19 protein-coding genes are annotated in these 17,197 nt (G+C 54.6%); 5 read left to right on the forward strand and 14 right to left on the reverse strand.

From position 1 onward, the window contains the following. Positions 1–96: 96 nt before the first annotated feature. From GO984_RS05970 to GO984_RS05995, 7 genes are all read right to left on the reverse strand, one after another. Positions 97–1,281: an amino acid aminotransferase gene (locus tag GO984_RS05970; protein ID WP_157021631.1), complete on the reverse strand. Its 1,185-nt coding sequence runs from the start codon at positions 1,279–1,281 to the stop codon at positions 97–99. Further along, on the reverse strand, positions 1,281–2,135 hold the full coding sequence (gene sseA, locus GO984_RS05975; RefSeq protein WP_157021632.1) for a 3-mercaptopyruvate sulfurtransferase: 855 nt from the start codon (positions 2,133–2,135) through the stop codon (positions 1,281–1,283). The genes GO984_RS05970 and sseA overlap by 1 nt, the downstream gene beginning before the upstream one ends. A gap of 115 nt (positions 2,136–2,250) precedes the next feature. Beyond that, positions 2,251–2,739 carry a GNAT family N-acetyltransferase gene (locus tag GO984_RS05980; RefSeq protein ID WP_157021633.1) on the reverse strand — a complete coding sequence of 163 codons (489 nt, stop codon included), beginning with the start codon at positions 2,737–2,739 and terminating at the stop codon, positions 2,251–2,253. A 36-nt stretch (positions 2,740–2,775) separates the two neighbouring features. Further along, positions 2,776–3,252 (reverse strand): SsrA-binding protein SmpB, encoded by a 477-nt coding sequence (gene smpB, locus GO984_RS05985; protein ID WP_157021634.1) that lies wholly within the window; start codon positions 3,250–3,252, stop codon positions 2,776–2,778. A 279-nt stretch (positions 3,253–3,531) separates the two neighbouring features. Further along, complete coding sequence (locus tag GO984_RS23340; RefSeq protein WP_167740239.1) at positions 3,532–3,684, reverse strand: hypothetical protein; 153 nt, start codon at positions 3,682–3,684, stop codon at positions 3,532–3,534. A gap of 78 nt (positions 3,685–3,762) precedes the next feature. Further along, positions 3,763–4,620 carry a DMT family transporter gene (locus GO984_RS05990; protein WP_157021635.1) on the reverse strand — a complete coding sequence of 286 codons (858 nt, stop codon included), beginning with the start codon at positions 4,618–4,620 and terminating at the stop codon, positions 3,763–3,765. An 82-nt stretch (positions 4,621–4,702) separates the two neighbouring features. Next, on the reverse strand, positions 4,703–5,269 hold the full coding sequence (locus GO984_RS05995; protein WP_157021636.1) for a helix-turn-helix domain-containing protein: 567 nt from the start codon (positions 5,267–5,269) through the stop codon (positions 4,703–4,705). A gap of 102 nt (positions 5,270–5,371) precedes the next feature. Between GO984_RS05995 and GO984_RS06000 the strand changes: the two genes are divergently transcribed. From GO984_RS06000 to GO984_RS06015, 4 genes are all read left to right on the forward strand, one after another. Further along, positions 5,372–6,568, forward strand: a complete 1,197-nt coding sequence (locus GO984_RS06000) for a benzoate/H(+) symporter BenE family transporter (RefSeq protein ID WP_157021637.1) — start codon at positions 5,372–5,374, stop codon at positions 6,566–6,568. A 98-nt stretch (positions 6,569–6,666) separates the two neighbouring features. Continuing rightward, positions 6,667–8,499 (forward strand): dihydroxy-acid dehydratase, encoded by a 1,833-nt coding sequence (ilvD, locus tag GO984_RS06005; protein WP_157021638.1) that lies wholly within the window; start codon positions 6,667–6,669, stop codon positions 8,497–8,499. 69 nt (positions 8,500–8,568) lie between these two features. Beyond that, entirely contained in the window at positions 8,569–9,498 is a 930-nt protein-coding gene (locus GO984_RS06010) for a DMT family transporter (protein ID WP_245231011.1), read from the forward strand. Further along, positions 9,495–9,971, forward strand: coding sequence for an NUDIX hydrolase (locus tag GO984_RS06015; RefSeq protein WP_157021639.1), 477 nt, complete (start codon positions 9,495–9,497; stop codon positions 9,969–9,971). The genes GO984_RS06010 and GO984_RS06015 overlap by 4 nt, the downstream gene beginning before the upstream one ends. Here the strand turns inward: GO984_RS06015 and GO984_RS06020 are convergent. Further along, on the reverse strand, positions 9,952–10,704 hold the full coding sequence (locus tag GO984_RS06020; protein ID WP_157021640.1) for a sulfite exporter TauE/SafE family protein: 753 nt from the start codon (positions 10,702–10,704) through the stop codon (positions 9,952–9,954). The genes GO984_RS06015 and GO984_RS06020 overlap by 20 nt on opposite strands. Before the next feature lie 40 nt (positions 10,705–10,744). Beyond that, positions 10,745–11,563, reverse strand: a complete 819-nt coding sequence (locus GO984_RS06025) for a sulfotransferase family protein (RefSeq protein ID WP_157021641.1) — start codon at positions 11,561–11,563, stop codon at positions 10,745–10,747. A gap of 151 nt (positions 11,564–11,714) precedes the next feature. On the opposite strand from GO984_RS06025, the gene GO984_RS06030 reads away from it, so the two are divergent. Continuing rightward, complete coding sequence (locus GO984_RS06030; RefSeq protein WP_157021642.1) at positions 11,715–13,292, forward strand: DUF5928 domain-containing protein; 1,578 nt, start codon at positions 11,715–11,717, stop codon at positions 13,290–13,292. Between the two features lie 73 nt (positions 13,293–13,365). Here the strand turns inward: GO984_RS06030 and GO984_RS06035 are convergent, their stop codons facing one another. The 5 genes from GO984_RS06035 to GO984_RS06055 form a co-directional block, all read right to left on the reverse strand. Then, on the reverse strand, positions 13,366–13,731 hold the full coding sequence (locus tag GO984_RS06035; RefSeq protein WP_157021643.1) for a hypothetical protein: 366 nt from the start codon (positions 13,729–13,731) through the stop codon (positions 13,366–13,368). A 149-nt stretch (positions 13,732–13,880) separates the two neighbouring features. After that, positions 13,881–14,528 carry a DUF1523 family protein gene (locus GO984_RS06040; RefSeq protein ID WP_157021644.1) on the reverse strand — a complete coding sequence of 216 codons (648 nt, stop codon included), beginning with the start codon at positions 14,526–14,528 and terminating at the stop codon, positions 13,881–13,883. Between the two features lie 10 nt (positions 14,529–14,538). Next, entirely contained in the window at positions 14,539–14,805 is a 267-nt protein-coding gene (locus GO984_RS06045; protein WP_157021645.1) for a hypothetical protein, read from the reverse strand. Then, complete coding sequence (locus GO984_RS06050; protein ID WP_157021646.1) at positions 14,806–16,188, reverse strand: DUF6638 family protein; 1,383 nt, start codon at positions 16,186–16,188, stop codon at positions 14,806–14,808. It abuts the gene before it with no gap. Further along, positions 16,185–17,105, reverse strand: a complete 921-nt coding sequence (locus GO984_RS06055) for a hypothetical protein (protein ID WP_157021647.1) — start codon at positions 17,103–17,105, stop codon at positions 16,185–16,187. The genes GO984_RS06050 and GO984_RS06055 overlap by 4 nt, the downstream gene beginning before the upstream one ends. Positions 17,106–17,197: the final 92 nt, after the last annotated feature.

Genomic DNA, 17,197 nt, shown 5'->3' on the forward strand with positions numbered 1-17,197 from the left:
GCTGTGGGTGTGCAAACCGAAATGAAGCATCAGATCTGCATAAAAAAGCGCGCCACCAAATGGGGCGCGCCGTTTTGTTTTACCTTGGTGCGTTTCTTAGACGCCAGCGTCGATGATCGCTTTAGCCAGAATAGGTACAGTATCCGCATTCAGTCCGGCGATATTCATCCGGCTGTCACCTACCATGTAGATACCATCGTCCGAACGCATCTTCTCCACCAGATCAGGGGACGTTCCCAATAGCGAGAACATGCCGCGATGCTGGGCAAGAAAACCAAACCGGTTAGACCCGGACAGGCGCTGCAGTTCGTCCGCCAATTGCTGGCGTAGGCCCAGCATACCCAGACGGGTTTCTTCCAGCTCCGCAGCCCAATCAGCCCGCAGGGCATCATCGTTCAGAATCATTGTCACCAGTCGTGCACCGTGATCCGGTGGGAACGAAAAGTTCTGACGGTTCAGGAAGGCCAGCGTACCCTGGTTCAGTTTCTGAGCTGCGGTATCGTTAGACACCATCATTAGAAGACCGGTGCGTTCACGGTAGATGCCAAAGTTCTTGGAGCAACTTGCTGCGATCATGCATTCTGGTGTCCCGGCGGCTACCAACCGAACACCCACTGCGTCTTCTTCCAAACCGTCGCCAAAGCCCTGATAGGCGATGTCGATCATCGGAACCAAACCACGCTCGTTCATCTGCGCGATGATTTCTTTCCACTGCACTTCATTCAGATTGGCACCGGTGGGGTTGTGACAGCAGCCATGCAGCAGAACCACATCACCTTTCACCGCAGTTTTCAGATCTTCGACCATACCGTCAAAGTTCACCCCACGGGTTTCACGATCGAAGTACCGGTAGGTGACGGTTTCTATCCCAACGTAGTCCAGGATCGAGATGTGGTTAGGCCAAGTCGGGTCAGACACAAAGACACGCGCCGACGGGTTGGCCATCTTGATCAGTTCAAACGCCTGACGCACCGCGCCAGTGCCGCCGGGAGTGGCCGCAGCAGCGATATTTCCGCGCTCTACCGCACCCCCCAAAATCAATTTGATCATCGCATCGGAATAGGCCGGATCACCAACCAAGCCGACATAAGACTTGCTGGTCTGCTCTTCCCACAGCTTATGCTCGGCGGCCTTGATGGCGCGCATCACCGGCGTTACGCCCTGAGCATTTTTGTAGACGCCAACACCAAGATCTATCTTGCTCTCGCGAGGGTCCTCACGGAACTTCTGCATCAGCGCCAGGATTTTGTCGGCGGGCTGCGTTTTTAGGGTTTCGAACATCAGTTCTCTCCGGTTGCAACGGGTAAAGTTGGAAAGGCGCCCCATTCGGTCCAAGAGCCATCATACAGCGCATGATCGCTTTTGCCGATGCGTTCCAGTGCGAGACTGAGCACGGCAGCGGTCACACCAGAACCACAGGTGGTGATCGCGGGCTTATTCAGATCAACCCCGGCAGCCTCGAAAATAGTGCGGAGGTTTTCCACGGGCTTCATTGTGCCATTTGCGTTCAGCAGCGTTGTGAAGGGTACGTTTTTGGAATTCGGAATGTGACCAGCGCGCAGCCCCTGTCGAGGTTCGGGAACCTCACCCCGGAATCGTTCGGCAGCCCGAGCATCGATAATTTCGTGGTCGCCCAACTTGGCAGCCGCCGAAACCTGTGTCACGTCACGCACCATATGGTTTTGCACCCGAACCGTCATGTGGCGGTCACGGATGACTGGCGGCATGTCTTCGATCTCACGACCTTCGGCTTTCCACTTGGGTAGCCCGCCGTCCAGCACCGCGATATTGGATTGCCCCATCAGCCGGAACATCCACCACACACGGGCCGCAGAAAAGAGCCCAAGGCCGTCATAAACAACAACCTGGTGACCATCGCCAACACCCATGGCGCGAAGCCGCGACATGAATTTCTCCACCGGTGGCACCATATGAGGTAGCTCTGACCGGTGGTCCGAAATGTCATCAATGTCAAAGAATCGAGCCCCTGGAATGTGGCCCGCCTCATATTCCGCTCGCGCATCGCGCTTCATCGCGGGCAAAACCCACGATGCGTCCAGCAGCCGCAAATCCGGATCTTTCAGATGAGCCGCCAGCCAATCAGTGGAAACAAGTGTCTTTGGATCGTCCTGCATGAATTTCTCCCTAGGCGCGTTGTCCAAGGCCTACTATCGGCAGCAGGAAGTCGCAAGGAAAAGACAGGGGGAAACGGACCCTTGGTGTTTGGTTTTAACTGAAACTTCGGTGAATTTATTCCCTTCGCTCTTCAGCAATGGGTTTCCTCATGTTGATGCCAGTCACCTGAAACCCTGCAGCTTGGTACAGATGCTGCGACCGGTCATTGTCTGCAGCCACACGCAGCCTGATATCGCAATACCCCGCACCGGCATACTCCGCCTCAAGCGCCGCGAGCGCCTGCTTGGCGTAACCTTTTCCGCGAAAAGAAGGTAGAATACAAAAGTCGCTGATGAAGACTGCTCCGCCGTTGCCCCCCGGCTTGCACCAAAAATACCCAACTACCGGTGCATCCTTGGCCCCGTCGATCACGATACAAAACAGGTCCTGCCCCGGGCTGTCTACGCCCAGTCCCAGATCCGCTTCGACCTCCTGTTCGGCCCGAACACGGGCTGCCTGAGGATCGGCATCGTAGTTGGCTGAGATTTCGGCCGCATAGTCGGGGATGAAATAGGCAAGATAGTCCTGAAACTCACCAGCCTGCATCTTGCGAAGACGTATCATTTCTATCCCCGTGCAAACAAAAAAGGCGTCTTGCCCTTAGCTGTGGTCTTTCATCAACCGCGATTTCTGTCGCGACCAGTCACGTTTGGCTTCCGATGCGCGCTTGTCGTGGTTCTGCTTACCCTTGGCGATGCCGATCTTTACCTTCACCAGCCCCTTGTGATTGAAGTACATCACCAGCGGTACCAATGTCATGCCCTTGCGTTGGGTCGCATTCCACAGGTTAGACATCTGTTTGCGCGACACCAGCAATTTGCGGCGACGACGCTCTAGATGCTTAAACGTTTTGGCCCGTTCGTATGGCGCGATGTAAGAGTTCACCAACCACAACTCGCCATCCTCAACCGCAGCATAGCTTTCAGAGATGTTTGTTCCGCCGACTCGTGTGCTTTTAACCTCCGAGCCTTCCAGAATGATGCCACACTCCAGATCATCATCAATCGCGTAGTCATACCGCGCGCGGCGGTTTTCAGCGATAACTTTGTAATTCGGATCTGATTTTTTCTGGGCCATAAAGGCAGATGTAAGCGGGCAAGCGCGCGGGTGCAAGGCAGCGCGAGACGGCCTTCTCAACTTAGCCCCCTGAAATCCGTGGATCTTGCCGGGAACCAGATGCGATTTTTGCAATTACCGGGCAGCGGGGACCATGCAAGATCACCATGGACAGCCGTGCAATGAGTAGAAAACTGTCGGCAACAGGCGCACCAACTAAACCGACATAAAGCGGTGATACCAATCCACCCCCTATAATTTCGGAGGTTAGCCTCTGCATTATCCGTTCTCGCAGAGCCCTCATGTGGGGCAAAACCCGCCTAGGCGTTTGTGGTTCTGGCGAGGCACAATCAGGTGCGTCATCACCCAGGCCAGAAACGGCACATCAGCCTTCGGTATCTCGTTCCAGATCGGTAATCCGTCTGGGTGGGATCCATTGACGATTCTGATCATTCGGGACCCAAGGCTGCCTGTTGAAGCACGGCACTGCCAATTGGGTTTTCCGGGTCCTGATCTCAGGACCAGAGCGTCTTATTTTAACTGACGTTCTCGCAGTACGGTAAACAGCCCGCTGCCAATAATCACTGCGCTGCCAAGCAGGGTCAGCGTGTCCGGTTGCTCACCAAACACCAGCACGCCCAGAACCATGGCAAAAATTAGCCTTACATAACGAAACGGGGCCACCACCGAAATTTCACCGTGCCGCATAGCACCGGTGAGCGCGTTGTAGGCGATGACACCTATGACGGTTGCTGCAGCAAGTTGCCCCCAAAGCTGCAGGCTTGGCCAGCTCGCTCCCCCTGTCCAGCCCAGCGCGACCCCTCCAGCAACAACCAGCATGGCAAATCCGTAGATCCCCAGCTGATGGTTGGACATCGATTGCGGCGCTGCTCGCGTTGCCAAGTCACGGCCCGCAAACCCCAGCGTACCAATCACGGCAAACATCGATGCAGGTTCAAAACCGTTGAGGCCTGGGCGTAAGATCATCAGCACACCACAGAAACCCACCGCAATCGCCACCCAGCGTCTCCAACCAACTTTCTCGCCAAAGAACACCACCGCGCCAGCAGCCACCACCAGCGGTGTCGCCTGTAAAATGGCCGAGGCAGAAGACAGGGGTGTCAGCGCAATGGCCAGCGTGAAGCCGAGACGCCCTATCACCTCTGAAACTGAACGCAACAACAAAGGGCGCGTGCAAATCGCCGGATGCAACAAGCGCTGCCCCTGCGCACGCGCCAGGATCATGAAAATCACCATCCCCCCCAAGCCAAACAGAATAAGGACCTGCCCCACCGGCAAACTTCGGGTGGCGGACTTGATGAACATGTCTTCCAGCGCAAAAGCCGCCATTGCCAGCACCATCAGCAGGCTGCCGCGAACTGTTTCCATATTGATTGCTTCCGAAATTGCCCAATCTGCAATCGCAATTTGTAGGCAGGGCCTATGTAATTCACAAGTGAAGCAACTGAGTTTATTGCGATTTTCCCTGCGACATAACTGCGTGCCTGTAGTGGTGCATATTGAGATAGACAGCTCCCTCAGGCCCGCCACGATAGCCATGTTCTTGGTCAGCCCTAAACCGTATCCCCTCACCCGTCTTCAACGGCACCCACTGCTCCTCTCGCAGGACTTCCATCTCCCCCGCCAGCACAAAGACTTCTTCGATCATTCCCGCTTCATGCGGCTGCGAGACATGGGTTTGTCCCGGTGTCAGACTGATCCGAAACGTCTCGCCGCCAAAACTCGGGTCATAGGGAAAAACGATCTCTATCGCGATGCTGCCTGGAAACTGTACCGTCTTGAATGCCCTATTCCCTGCGGAGTTATCTCGGGATGGTTCATCAATCAGAGCTGAAAGTGGCAGGTGAAACCCCTTGGCGATTTTCCACAGCGTTGCAATGGTCGGACTCGATTCGCCGCGCTCTATCTGGCCCAGCATCGCTTTACTCACCCCTGTCAGCTCCGCAACTTTGGTCAGGCTCAAGCCCGATTCAGCCCGGATGTTACGTAGGTTAAGGGTAATGGTGTCGTCGCTCATCTTATCCGCCCATAAAAAGACTTGTGCGTTATAGCGCACGGTGACTATTGTGCGCTATAACGCACGCAACCCTACCCGACCAGCTAGCGCAGGAAAACCCACATGCTGAGAAGTTTGAAACTTTCCCATCTCGCCGCCGGGGCAATCGCCGTATTGGTGGGTTATACCAGTTCGGTTGCCATCATTTTTCAAGCCATAGAGGCGGTCGGCGCAACACAGGCCCAAGCCAACAGCTGGCTTATTGCCCTTGGTCTGGGCATGGGATTGACAAGCCTGGGACTTTCCCTCTGGTTTCGAATGCCAATCCTCACCGCCTGGTCCACCCCCGGCGCTGCTCTCTTGGTAGTTGGACTAAAAGATGTACCAGTGGAGCAAGCCATAGGCGCTTTTCTATTTTGTGGCGCCCTGCTCACTCTGACGGGCCTCACGGGCTGGTTCGAACGTCTGTCGCAACTGATCCCGGACAGGCTTGCCAACGCCTTGCTCGCTGGCATTTTGTTCCAGTTTGGACTGTCCGCCTTTACGGCCCTCAACGATGATACAACTCTTGTAGCACTGATGGGTGTTAGTTTCCTTATCGGCCGACTTTGGTTCCCCCGCTACAACATACCTGTTGTCCTGCTAGCAGGCTGCTTCTGGGCTGGGCAGTCCGGTTCCTTTGGCGACATGCAACAGTTGGACCTCAGCCTCAGCTTGCCCGTGCCAGTCATGCCAGAGTTTTCATTTCCTGTTCTGATCGGCGTTGGTCTGCCGCTGTATATCGTCACCATGTGCTCGCAAAACATGCCCGGCGTCGTCACCCTGCGCTCGGCCGGATACAGACCACCTGTCTCAGCCAGCCTGACTGTGACCGGCATTGCCTCGATACTGCTGGCCCCGTTTGGCGGTTACGCCTTTAACCTTGCCGCCATCACCGCCGCCATCTGTGCTGGACCCGAGGCCGATGACGACCCCAAAACCCGTTATCTTGCCAGCGCCACCGCTGGTGTCTTGTATTGTTGTGTCGGTCTGGGCGGCGCGACCGTGATCAGCCTATTCCTGATCGCGCCCAAAGCCCTGGTGGCCACCATTGCAGGCCTGGCCCTGCTCTCGACCATCGGCAACAGCCTGTCACATGCGCTGTCCAATAGCCAAAATCGCGAAGCCGCGCTGATTACCTTCATGGTCACCGTTTCCGGCATCAGTTTCTTTGGCATTGGCGCCGCCTTTTGGGCGCTGGTGATAGGCTTAGGCGTCAACCAGCTCCTGACCAATCGAACCGAAACAAATGCGCCGGCATCGGCCCCTCAGGCCCGCTAGACCGGGTCAAAGGACACAAAACAACCAAAGACCGCCTCGACATATTGCGTTTGTTGCGCAAATCGTGTCCCTGAGGGCAAACATAGGGAAACAGCACAATGCCATTTTACCGATCCAGAACCTCCACCCACGGCCGCAACATGGCGGGTGCCCGCGGCCTTTGGCGCGCCACCGGCATGACCGACAGCGATTTCGGCAAACCGATCATCGCCATCGTCAACTCGTTCACCCAGTTTGTACCGGGCCACGTCCACCTCAAAGACCTTGGCCAGATGGTCGCGCGTGAAGTCGAAACCGCAGGCGGTGTTGCTAAGGAATTCAACACCATCGCTGTAGATGACGGCATCGCCATGGGTCACGACGGCATGCTCTACTCGCTGCCCTCGCGCGAAATCATCGCTGACTCGGTTGAGTACATGGTCAACGCCCACTGTGCCGATGCCATGGTCTGCATCTCGAACTGTGACAAGATCACGCCCGGCATGATGATGGCCGCCATGCGCCTGAACATCCCGGTGATCTTTGTCTCTGGTGGTCCGATGGAGGCCGGCAAGATCGACATCGAAGATCTGGACATGACAAAGATTGATCTGGTTGACGCCATGGTTGCCGCCGCCAGCGAAACCATGACCGACGAACAGGTTCAGCACATCGAAGAAAACGCCTGCCCTACCTGCGGGTCGTGTTCTGGTATGTTCACCGCAAACTCGATGAACTGCCTAGCCGAAGCGCTGGGTCTGGCGCTGCCGGGCAACGGGTCAACCCTCGCCACCCATGCAGACCGTAAGCACCTGTTCCTTGAGGCAGGGCGCAAGATCGTCGAGATCACCAAACGCCACTACGAAGGCGAAGAAAAGGGCTTGTTGCCGCGCGACATCGCCACTTTCGACGCCTTTGAAAACGCCATGTCGCTGGACATCGCGATGGGCGGGTCGACCAACACGGTACTCCACTTACTGGCCATCGCCAGCGAGGGCGAAGTTGACTTCACCATGACCGACATGGACCGCCTGAGCCGTCAGGTGCCCTGCCTGTGCAAAGTCGCGCCAAACATCGAAAACGTCCATATGGAAGACATCCACCGCGCCGGTGGCATCTTCTCAATCCTCGGTGAGTTGTCGCGTGCGGGTCTGCTACATAACGATGTCTCCACCGTGCACTCCAGCACCATGGGTGAAGCGATTGCCAAGTGGGACATCAAAGTCGCCAACAACCCTGAAGCCGAAGAACTGTTCAAGGCAGCACCGGGCGGCGTACGCACCACGCAGGCGTTCTCGACTGAAAACCGTTACAAAGAGCTGGACACTGACCGCGAAGGCGGCGTGATCCGTTCCAAGGAACACGCCTTCAGCCAGGACGGTGGTCTTGCAGTTCTGTTCGGCAATATTGCATTGGACGGTTGCATCGTGAAAACCGCAGGTGTCGATGCCAGCATCCTGCAATTCACCGGATCTGCCTATGTCTGTGAAAGCCAGGATCAGGCGGTCAGCGACATCCTGACCGGCAAGGTCAAAGAGGGCGACGTCGTGGTCATCCGCTATGAGGGCCCACGCGGCGGCCCAGGCATGCAGGAAATGCTCTACCCGACCTCCTACCTGAAATCCAAAGGTCTGGGCAAAGCCTGCGCCCTGCTGACGGACGGTCGCTTCTCGGGTGGCACCTCGGGTCTGTCCATCGGTCACGTTTCGCCCGAGGCGGCTGAAGGTGGCACCATCGGTTTGGTGGAACACGGCGACAAGATCGAGATCGACATTCCGAACCGGTCTATACATCTCGCTGTTTCCGACGAGGAGCTGACCGCGCGTCGCACGGCTCAGGATGAAAAAGGCTGGCAACCTGCCGCTCCACGTAAGCGGAAAGTGTCCACCGCACTCAAGGCTTATGCCAAACTGACCACCAGTGCCGCTAAAGGTGCTGTACGCCAAGTTTAAGGCAAAATAACCTCTGCCCGCCATTCATTGCGGCGGGCAGAGCTCTTTTGTGTAATAGGTGTTTTTGTTTTGAAGCCACAACATGCTGACAGCCACCAACTGCTTTGGGGCATCGGACTCAGGCTCTTCACAACATTTCTGATCACCGCGATGGCTGCCTGCATTCATGCGGTCAGTAGCTCGGCAGAACTCGGCCAGATCATCTTCTATCGCTCAGCCTTCGCACTCCTTCCAATTTGCCTGTACATGGTGATCCGGAAAGAGTGGCCAACCGCCCTACGCACCCAGCGTCCCGGTTTACACGTCACTCGCAGCCTGCTTGGCGCATTCTCTATGGGGCTCTCGTTCATATCATTGGCCTACCTACCGGTTGCCAATGCGCAGTCTCTGTCATTCCTTGCCCCTGTGTTGTCCTTGCCTCTGGCGGCAATTTTATTGGGCGAGCACCTGCCCCGATCAGTCATCCTCGCCACGATCATAGGCTTTGGAGGCGTCATCATCCTACTCTGGGATGCTTTGCAGAGCCCTTCCTCTGACGCCCTTGTGGGCGTGTTGGCCGGACTTGGCTTTGCCCTGACCATGTCCTTTGTGCGGGTCCACACCAAAACGATGACGGCCACTGAAAGCTCATCCACTATAGCTTTCTACTTTGCCCTAGTGGCCTCAATGGTGGGATTGGCGACCTACCCATTTGGCTGGTCTGGCCTGACCAGCGCGGATTGGGCACTGCTGATCTTGGCCGGGTTAATCGGTGGTATCGGCCACATTGCCTCAAACGAAGCTGTAGCCCGCGCCCCGGTTTCGACCCTGGCCCCTTACGATTTCACCGGACTGATATGGGCGCTTGGATTTGACATCCTACTATTTGCCGCATGGCCCAGCACAACCAGCCTGCTTGGTGCCGCAATAATCACCGGTGCAGCCTTGTTGGTGACTTTTGCCTCGATCCGGTCCAAGCCAAAGGTTGAAAAGACAGTCCCTCTAGGAGGTTTGAAATGACCCGATGGCGACCGCATGCTGGTATCCGGATCAAAGCAATCGGCCTTCATTGGCGCGCTGACAAGCTTTTGGCATCCGAAGTTTACAATGATCTGGGGCAACTCAAGGGTGTTCGGCCATTAGGCGGAACTGTTGAATTTGGTGAGCCCTGGCAAACCGCTTTGAAACGCGAGTTCCTCGAAGAACTCAATGTATCCATTCAAATATCCGGCGCCCCATTCATTTTTGAAAACATTTACCAGCATGAAGGGCACCCCGGCCACGAAGTCATTTTTGCAGCCGAGGTAGAGCTTCCCGATAGTTTTGATCTGAACAGGGATGTCGTGACGTTCAAGGAAGACAACGGTATCGAATGCGTCGCTCGTTGGTTTGACCTCGAAACTCTCGATACTGGTGGCCCCGAGCTTTACCCGACTGGGCTAAAAGCCCGTCTACAAAACTCGTCAAACGAGGTCATCCCAGATAGCCAGTAACCCCGTCCCACAGCAGCTTCATGGCGGTGACACAAAGCAACATATAGCACAGTCGGTATAGCTGAGCTTGATCCAAACGTTCGTGCAGCCGCCATCCCAGCCAGACGCCAAATGGAATGACCGGCAGTGCCAGCCCCATGAGCACCCAAGTGTCGTTAGATGGTTGCGCCACCCACAGCCAGGGCACCACCTTGACCAGATTTCCAGCCGTAAAGAACAGGCTTGTTGTGCCGGCATAGATGGCCTTGGGCAGCCCTAATCCTAACAGGTACAGAGCCAACGGTGGCCCGCCGGAGTGCGCAACCATGGTTGTGATGCCTGATCCGACACCTGCGGCGACGGCTTTGGGAGTGCTCCGGGTCGTTGAACTCCTTGTTCCACCACGAAACCACATGGCAGCAAACGCCAATGTAATCAGTGCCATTGCAATGGAAACCGCTCGCGCATCCAGGTAATCCAGAACGGCGGTCCCGATCGCGATCCCAACCAAAAGGCTGGGCAATAGCAGCTTTAAATCGACTTTTGACCAGGTTGCCGGACTCCAATATCGCAGCGCAAACAGATCCATCACCACAAACAGCGGCGCCAGCAAGGCACCGGCTTGAAACGGATCCATAACCAGCGCCAACAAAGGGATTCCAACGATTGCAAACCCTCCGCCAAAGCCGCCCTTCATGAAGGCAATGACAAAAACCCCGGACAAGGTCAGGAGGATGGTTCCTGCATCAAGCATTTTGGGGAGAGCCTACTCTACGAGCTTCGGATAGCGGGGGCTATTCCCCCAGCTTGGCGTGCACTTCATCCAAATCGATCTCGCCAATCGGCATCTTATTCGATGGGTCTTCGAAGTCATATTTGAACAGCTCGAAGTCACGTTTGTAAATTTCGTAAATCAGATGCATCGACAGATCGTCAAAATAGTCCTCAACCGGGTGTGCCCGTTTGGGGCCGTGGCCTTCACTTTCGTTGAACCTTGGGATCGCACTCAGATCCACGGCTTGAGGTGTTTCGATGGCCCCCAGTACATCGGCCATACCGTCGTTAAACGCCTCGGTCCATAGGATCTTATCGTACCTTCCGCCATTCCAGATGAAAGTCGATACATGGCCCGACATCGCAGACCAATGAATATCCGGATCCATCGGGCGGCGAAACCGAATGGTGTCCCGCACGAACAGCAGGAACCGGCGAAAGCTGCGGATCTGGTCAAACTCTTGTTTGCCGTCGTCACCACCAACTTCGATCCCATAGTCATAGACCAGTTTCGGCACCAAATTACCGCGATAACGCCGCCCATTGCGCTGAATACCGCAGATTTTGTCAAAGAAAGAGCTGAGAACCCGCGTGTAGGGGTTGCGTACGCAGGTAAAGGAATAAGAGCGATGCCCCTGCACATTGCGGGTGATCGGCCCCTGGCTGTCCTCCATCGCCCATTTGTGCAGCCCGGTTTTGGCATCATGAATATCGCCATCAAAGAATTCGCCATGATCGGAGTAATACATGATCTGACCGATGGTCGAGCAGGCGCATTTGGGCACCACGCGGTACACAACGCTTTCACTTTCGGTCATCCAAGTGCCCGGAAATCCCATATACTCTTACCTCCACCCCGTGCTGCATTATCGCGGTTCCTGACGATTGCAGGCATCTATATGCAAAAACCAGAACTAACTGGTTTATTCAATCAGACTTCACCCTTATCAAGGACTACAATGCAAAGAAATTAGGTGTACTGTCTCCATTATGGCAAAAATCGCATATATTCTGCTCTGCCATAAAGATCCCGAGGCAATCATTCAGCAGGCCGAACAGCTGACGGCCGCAGGCGATTTCATGTCCATCCACTTTGACGCAAGCGCCAAGTCAGAGTCCTTTGCGATGATCCGCGATGCATTGGAGGACAATCCCAATGTCACCTTTGCCCACAAGCGCATCAAATGTGGTTGGGGGGAATGGTCTCTGGTGCAGGCAACCTTGTACGCCATCGAGGCTGCCATCGCAGATTTTCCGCGCGCTACACATTTTTACATGCTGTCCGGCGATTGCATGGCGGTCAAAACCGCTGAATACGCACACCAGTTTCTCGATGACAACGAGACCGATTTCATTGAGAGTTTTGACTTCTTCGAAAGTGACTGGATCAAGATCGGAATGAAAGAAGAGCGATTGATTTATCGTCACTTCTTCAACGAACGTACCCATAAATCGCTATTTTACTGGGCCATTGAACTTCAAAAACGACTGGGTTTCAAACGACGAATTCCTGGCGATGTCCAAGTTCAGATTGGCAGCCAATGGTGGTGCCTGCGCCGCCGCACAATTGAGTCGATACTCGACTTCATTCGCAGCCGAAAAGATGTAATTCGGTTTTTCCGCACCACCTGGATTCCTGATGAAACCTTTTTTCAGACACTTGTTCGCCACTTGGTACCCGAAAACGAGATCGACACCCGAACTTTAACCTTTTTGATGTTCACGGATTACGGAATGCCGGTGACATTTCACAATGATCACTATGATTTACTGCTAAGTCAGGACTTTTTGTTCGCCCGAAAAATCAGCCCTGACGCCAAAACCCTGAAAGCGCGATTGGGCAAGTTGTATTCTTCTCGCGGGATCGATTTTCAAATCTCCAATGAAGGGCGCAGTCTGTACAAGTTTCTTGCGACCCAAGGTCGAGCAGGCCGCCGGTTCGGGATGAGGTTCTGGGAAACCGAAAGCTCGTTAGGGCGCGAGCGTGAATTGATGATCGTGGTTTGCAAGAAATGGCACGTAGCCAAACGCCTGACGGATCAAATACGTCAAGAGACTGAAATTCCGGCTATTGATTTTATTTTCGACGAGGACAACACGGCCCTGCCTGACCTTGGCGGCATTCAATCCTCACTGGCGAAACGTGCACGTCACCGACGTTCCCTGATGCGGATGCTGTTTGAGTACTTTGAAAGTGATCGATTGATCGTCTGCATGGACCCTTCCAACCTGGACCTGATGCACGATTTCTTTTCCGACCGGTCTATGACGCGACTGCTGCGGATCGAATGTGATTTTACTGATGACTATTTGATTGGCCATGCGCGCCGGATAGGTTTAGCTGGGGATCGGACGTCACAGCTCACATTGGAGCGGTTGCTACCAACCATTCGCAACGACATCAACCACGAAGCGGATCGCATTCGGGATGCCGGTTTTAGTCGGCACTTTCGAATTCGCCAGTCAGATAGCACCGAGACAAACGCGACCAAACTGGTGGAGTTTCTCAGCCTTCCATATGAAACAGCTTTGAAACTCGCCCAGACCCGCCAGTTGTTTGACGACTGAGGTAAACCATTTGTGTCACTGCCGGACAGTGGCTTCTATCCAACAACACTTCCCTGCAATTTCAATTGGCGACCTAGTTTGACAACTCGCTAATCAGTCCCATCACCGCAAGCACCTTCATCGTGTCCGACACCCTGAGTATCTCATTGTCGACTTTGATGTACTTCTCACCACCAGAAAGTGGCTTGAGTTTCCACTTGGACAGGTCAGAAATGGAATCGAACTGCACATCTCCTGGTAGCTTTGCGCCACGGGTATAACGCTTGATCTGCCCCGGAGGCACGGCTTTGGCGGCATTTCCATTCCCTGCCCCAATCGAAATATTCTTGCCCGGCTTGCCACGGCCATTATTGGCATTTTTCGCCTCAGCCAGTTCTGCGGCACCAAATGCAAATAGGCTTACAGCCGTAATCAGACCAGTCATCATCAAACGTTTCATCGTCAAACTCCCTATAATCTAAAATTCCACTATTTGCCTTAGTTCGCCCGAGCTTGCCTTTGCCTCACTCCAAAATAACGGGGAGGTGCTTGGGCGGAAACTAGTCTCATTAGTCCCACTGCATACAAGCACCTCGCCGCCGGTTCTGATCATTTTTTCTTCCAGGTATCCAACCAACGCCGCATGCCACTGCGCTTTTCAGAAATTGCATCACCAGCCGCATACAGGCTGTCTTCCATGTCTTCGATCACCGGATCAATCCGCGCCTTGCGGAACCGCCGCCAGCGCACATAGACGGCCCAAAACAAGGCGGCCAGCATGGTCAAGAAAACAATATTGAACCAGTTGATGGCCGAGTAGTCAGGTCCATCGACCGCTTTCACTGAGACTGCATTGGGGAAGATAGTCATGAATTCGTTCCGCCACCCATAATGGCGCAGCACCACCCACTGCGGGCTATCCTTGGTCGACACGAGATCCGTTAGCTCAGCCTGCAGATTGGAACTGTCCAGCTTGAAATATGGCGGCCATCCCCAACCTGTGTCCTCGTTGCGAAACACCATTGGACGACCGTTTTCATAAAAGGTCTCGATAAACCGCACATCGCGACTGGTGGTCGTTGCCCCTTCTTGGGCCGTATCTTGCTGGGCCCAGAACATCGAATTCTCACCAAAATCAACCCGGCGCACATCGGTAGACACAACCCGCACCACATCGTGCTGTGGCAGCGTATAGTGCAACACCGAAACAAACAGCACCCAGAAGGTGATTGTGAACACCCATTTTACATAGACCATCGCGGTCCCCTCACATGAAATTCATCGTGTACACTAGGATTCCAATCGCCCCCAGTGGAATGATATAGACCAACAGGATCAGCTTGCGCCGGATCGAGCCATCGTATTTTTTCAGCCCGCGCCGAACATAGGCATCCCGGTCCACTTTCAGGCCTTTTTGCTTCCAGTGCCGCTTCAGCTTGGACTTACGCACAGCCCGCGAGTACAGCGAGACCGCCACATAGACAACCGTCAGAACGACCAGCAATTCGAACAACAAGACCAGCGGCGCAATCATCTAGCGTTTCCTTTCACGGGCCACTGCGCCCCAAGGGCCAACCCGGTCGATCATCCGTTCACGGGTGCGGACCTTGGGCATTGCACGCGGCAGTTCCGGCGCGTCGTCCCCAGACATATCAGGTTCATGACCAAAAAGCGCGTCGCGCGCGCCGGCCTTGTCCACCGCGTATTCATTGGCCAGGAAGTGCACCACATAGGCCTTCTTTTCCTCGGGCCAACTGCGGTACTGCTGATAGAATAGTGTTTTGTGACAGATGAACAACTGACGCACATCCAGCGGGCTCAACTCGGCCAGCAGCATATTCACCAAGTTTCGATCCGGCGTATCCGCAGCCCGCAGGGAATAGAAATAAGCCGGGTGATCCGAGCTGATCCGGGGCCAACGACCGCCACTTTCAGCCCAGCGCACCATCGCCGCCAACCCTTCGTATTCTTCGGGCAGTTCATTGGCATGTTTCGCCGTCAGCCGCCGCAGTTTCGATCGGTGCATCCCGGTCAGATCATGCCCCTTGGCCGCCAGCGCATCGGCGGCGATAAAGTCCATTTTCTGCCGCAGGATCGCCGCGCCATCTACGCCACGCGCCTTGACCACCGGTTCGGTCAAACCGTTGTAATCCAGAAACTTGGCAATCCGGTTCCGCTCAGCCATATCAAACACATATTTGATCGGCAGCTCACCGCGCGGTTTTTCCCCACTAGCGATTATTGCCGGGTGCTCAACCCCCTGAAACAGATACAACCCGCCAAAATGCGCGGTCCAGTAATTGTCCTGCTGAAACGCCTCGTGCTTTAGCTTCACCGGGTTGCGGGTGATGTCACCAGTCTGCTTGGCGGTGCTGATCATCTCGGCGATCAGCACGTCGTCAAACCAGGCATCATCCTCACCTTTGAACCGGTCCACCAGCTCGCTCAGATGCTCGGCATGGCGCAGGGTGCCCTTGGTGGTGTCTGCCTCGATTTCGATTTTATGAATGTCAAACAACCGCGCCGGAGTGTCGATTTCAAAGACCGAGTTCACCAGCTCGCCCGCCACCGCATCCGTCGCGGTCAGGGCAAACAACTGGCGTTCATTATCACTGATAAACCGCCGCAGAATATCGCGATTGACCGAGAATTTTTCGTTCAACAGTGGTGATCGTTTCTGTTCGGTGCTCAGCAGGATAAACTGCCGGTTCACGCCCGCATGGTTCAGATACAGATCATCCCCCAGCTCATCGCCGATTTCAGGCGAATAACCCGAGATGTCCACATGAAAGTCTGTCAGCGCCGTGGTCTTGCCGGTCAAATGCTGCAACGCCCGGTTATAACGCTCCACCAAGGCAGGCGAGGCCACATGGAACAGATTGCCGAACATCAGCCCGTGTTGGATTAGGCGTTTCATTCTAACTCTTCCTTCGTAGTCGCCCATAAATTTGAGTGCCCGCGGATATCTCGAAGACCTTCCAATACCGCCTCGGCTCTTAAACGTAGAAGGTGCTCTTTTTCGGGATCAGCCAGTTTGTTTTTGAGGGATATTACCTCTTCCAACTTGCTTTCAACTCTATCTAAGATCCCATGTTGCTTTGGATGTGTATAAACTTCAGACGTCGCGATAGCTTCGTCAATTGAGTTAGGCAACGACGCCCAATGCTCCACATGTCTCGCCAACCAATCATCAAATGTTTCGTTGGCATTCCGATGAGGGGAAAATCCGTATGTAATAACATCTTTAGAATAATGCAGATCGTGTTCACTTCTGGCATAATGCCACGATACCCAGCTAAATTCAGGGCTCAGCAAATACTGGCTTAAAGTTTCAACCTTTTGCTGAAATAGCTCCTTCGCACGTTGTTCCCTACGTTGCGACTGTTCATCTTCAAATACTCGCGCCTGAGCCGCCATAGCTTTCGCCATGTCTTGCGTCGCTTCGCGCTGCAGTTCCATTTCATCTTTTTGCAACGTCAATACTTCCCGCTGCTCGCGCAGTTCGATGGACTGCAACCAAACCGTAATAATAATCCAGAGGAACGCTAGGACACCGGCGATACCCGCAAAGGTGTCTCCAATTTCGTTGGGGGGCGACAACAGAAATGCGACAATCCTAATGTCCCAGCCACCTGCAACTGTGTGCTGAGGAAGTACTGCCAACAGCACGATCAGAGCCAAGAATATCTTGGTTAGAGCACGCCCAACTTTCAGTGGCTCATCGCTTTTCAGGTCAGGCCAAATTGAGCGCCACTCTGTTTTCATTCGGATCCAAAGAGGATCACGAAACCACTTGATTAGTCGCTGTAGTAAACCTGTCATCTTGTCTTTCACGCGCTCACCTCAATCCCACAAACCAGCGCGGCTTTGCCGCGCAGCCCCCTCCCTTCCCCCCATGGGGAGGGGGCTTGGGTGACACTTGGCAG

Origin of the sequence: Parasedimentitalea huanghaiensis (assembly GCF_009753675.1) — a bacterium.
Taxonomy (GTDB): domain Bacteria; phylum Pseudomonadota; class Alphaproteobacteria; order Rhodobacterales; family Rhodobacteraceae; genus Parasedimentitalea; species Parasedimentitalea huanghaiensis.

Coding starts and splice junctions, on each gene's coding strand:
- GO984_RS05970 (WP_157021631.1), bottom strand. CDS start 1,281: ATGTTCGAAACCCTAAAAACGCAGCCCGCCGACAAAATCCTGGCGCTG.
- sseA (WP_157021632.1), bottom strand. CDS start 2,135: ATGCAGGACGATCCAAAGACACTTGTTTCCACTGATTGGCTGGCGGCT.
- GO984_RS05980 (WP_157021633.1), bottom strand. CDS start 2,739: ATGATACGTCTTCGCAAGATGCAGGCTGGTGAGTTTCAGGACTATCTT.
- smpB (WP_157021634.1), bottom strand. CDS start 3,252: ATGGCCCAGAAAAAATCAGATCCGAATTACAAAGTTATCGCTGAAAAC.
- GO984_RS23340 (WP_167740239.1), bottom strand. CDS start 3,684: ATGATCAGAATCGTCAATGGATCCCACCCAGACGGATTACCGATCTGG.
- GO984_RS05990 (WP_157021635.1), bottom strand. CDS start 4,620: ATGGAAACAGTTCGCGGCAGCCTGCTGATGGTGCTGGCAATGGCGGCT.
- GO984_RS05995 (WP_157021636.1), bottom strand. CDS start 5,269: ATGAGCGACGACACCATTACCCTTAACCTACGTAACATCCGGGCTGAA.
- GO984_RS06000 (WP_157021637.1), top strand. CDS start 5,372: ATGCTGAGAAGTTTGAAACTTTCCCATCTCGCCGCCGGGGCAATCGCC.
- ilvD (WP_157021638.1), top strand. CDS start 6,667: ATGCCATTTTACCGATCCAGAACCTCCACCCACGGCCGCAACATGGCG.
- GO984_RS06015 (WP_157021639.1), top strand. CDS start 9,495: ATGACCCGATGGCGACCGCATGCTGGTATCCGGATCAAAGCAATCGGC.
- GO984_RS06020 (WP_157021640.1), bottom strand. CDS start 10,704: ATGCTTGATGCAGGAACCATCCTCCTGACCTTGTCCGGGGTTTTTGTC.
- GO984_RS06025 (WP_157021641.1), bottom strand. CDS start 11,563: ATGGGATTTCCGGGCACTTGGATGACCGAAAGTGAAAGCGTTGTGTAC.
- GO984_RS06030 (WP_157021642.1), top strand. CDS start 11,715: ATGGCAAAAATCGCATATATTCTGCTCTGCCATAAAGATCCCGAGGCA.
- GO984_RS06035 (WP_157021643.1), bottom strand. CDS start 13,731: ATGAAACGTTTGATGATGACTGGTCTGATTACGGCTGTAAGCCTATTT.
- GO984_RS06040 (WP_157021644.1), bottom strand. CDS start 14,528: ATGGTCTATGTAAAATGGGTGTTCACAATCACCTTCTGGGTGCTGTTT.
- GO984_RS06045 (WP_157021645.1), bottom strand. CDS start 14,805: ATGATTGCGCCGCTGGTCTTGTTGTTCGAATTGCTGGTCGTTCTGACG.
- GO984_RS06050 (WP_157021646.1), bottom strand. CDS start 16,188: ATGAAACGCCTAATCCAACACGGGCTGATGTTCGGCAATCTGTTCCAT.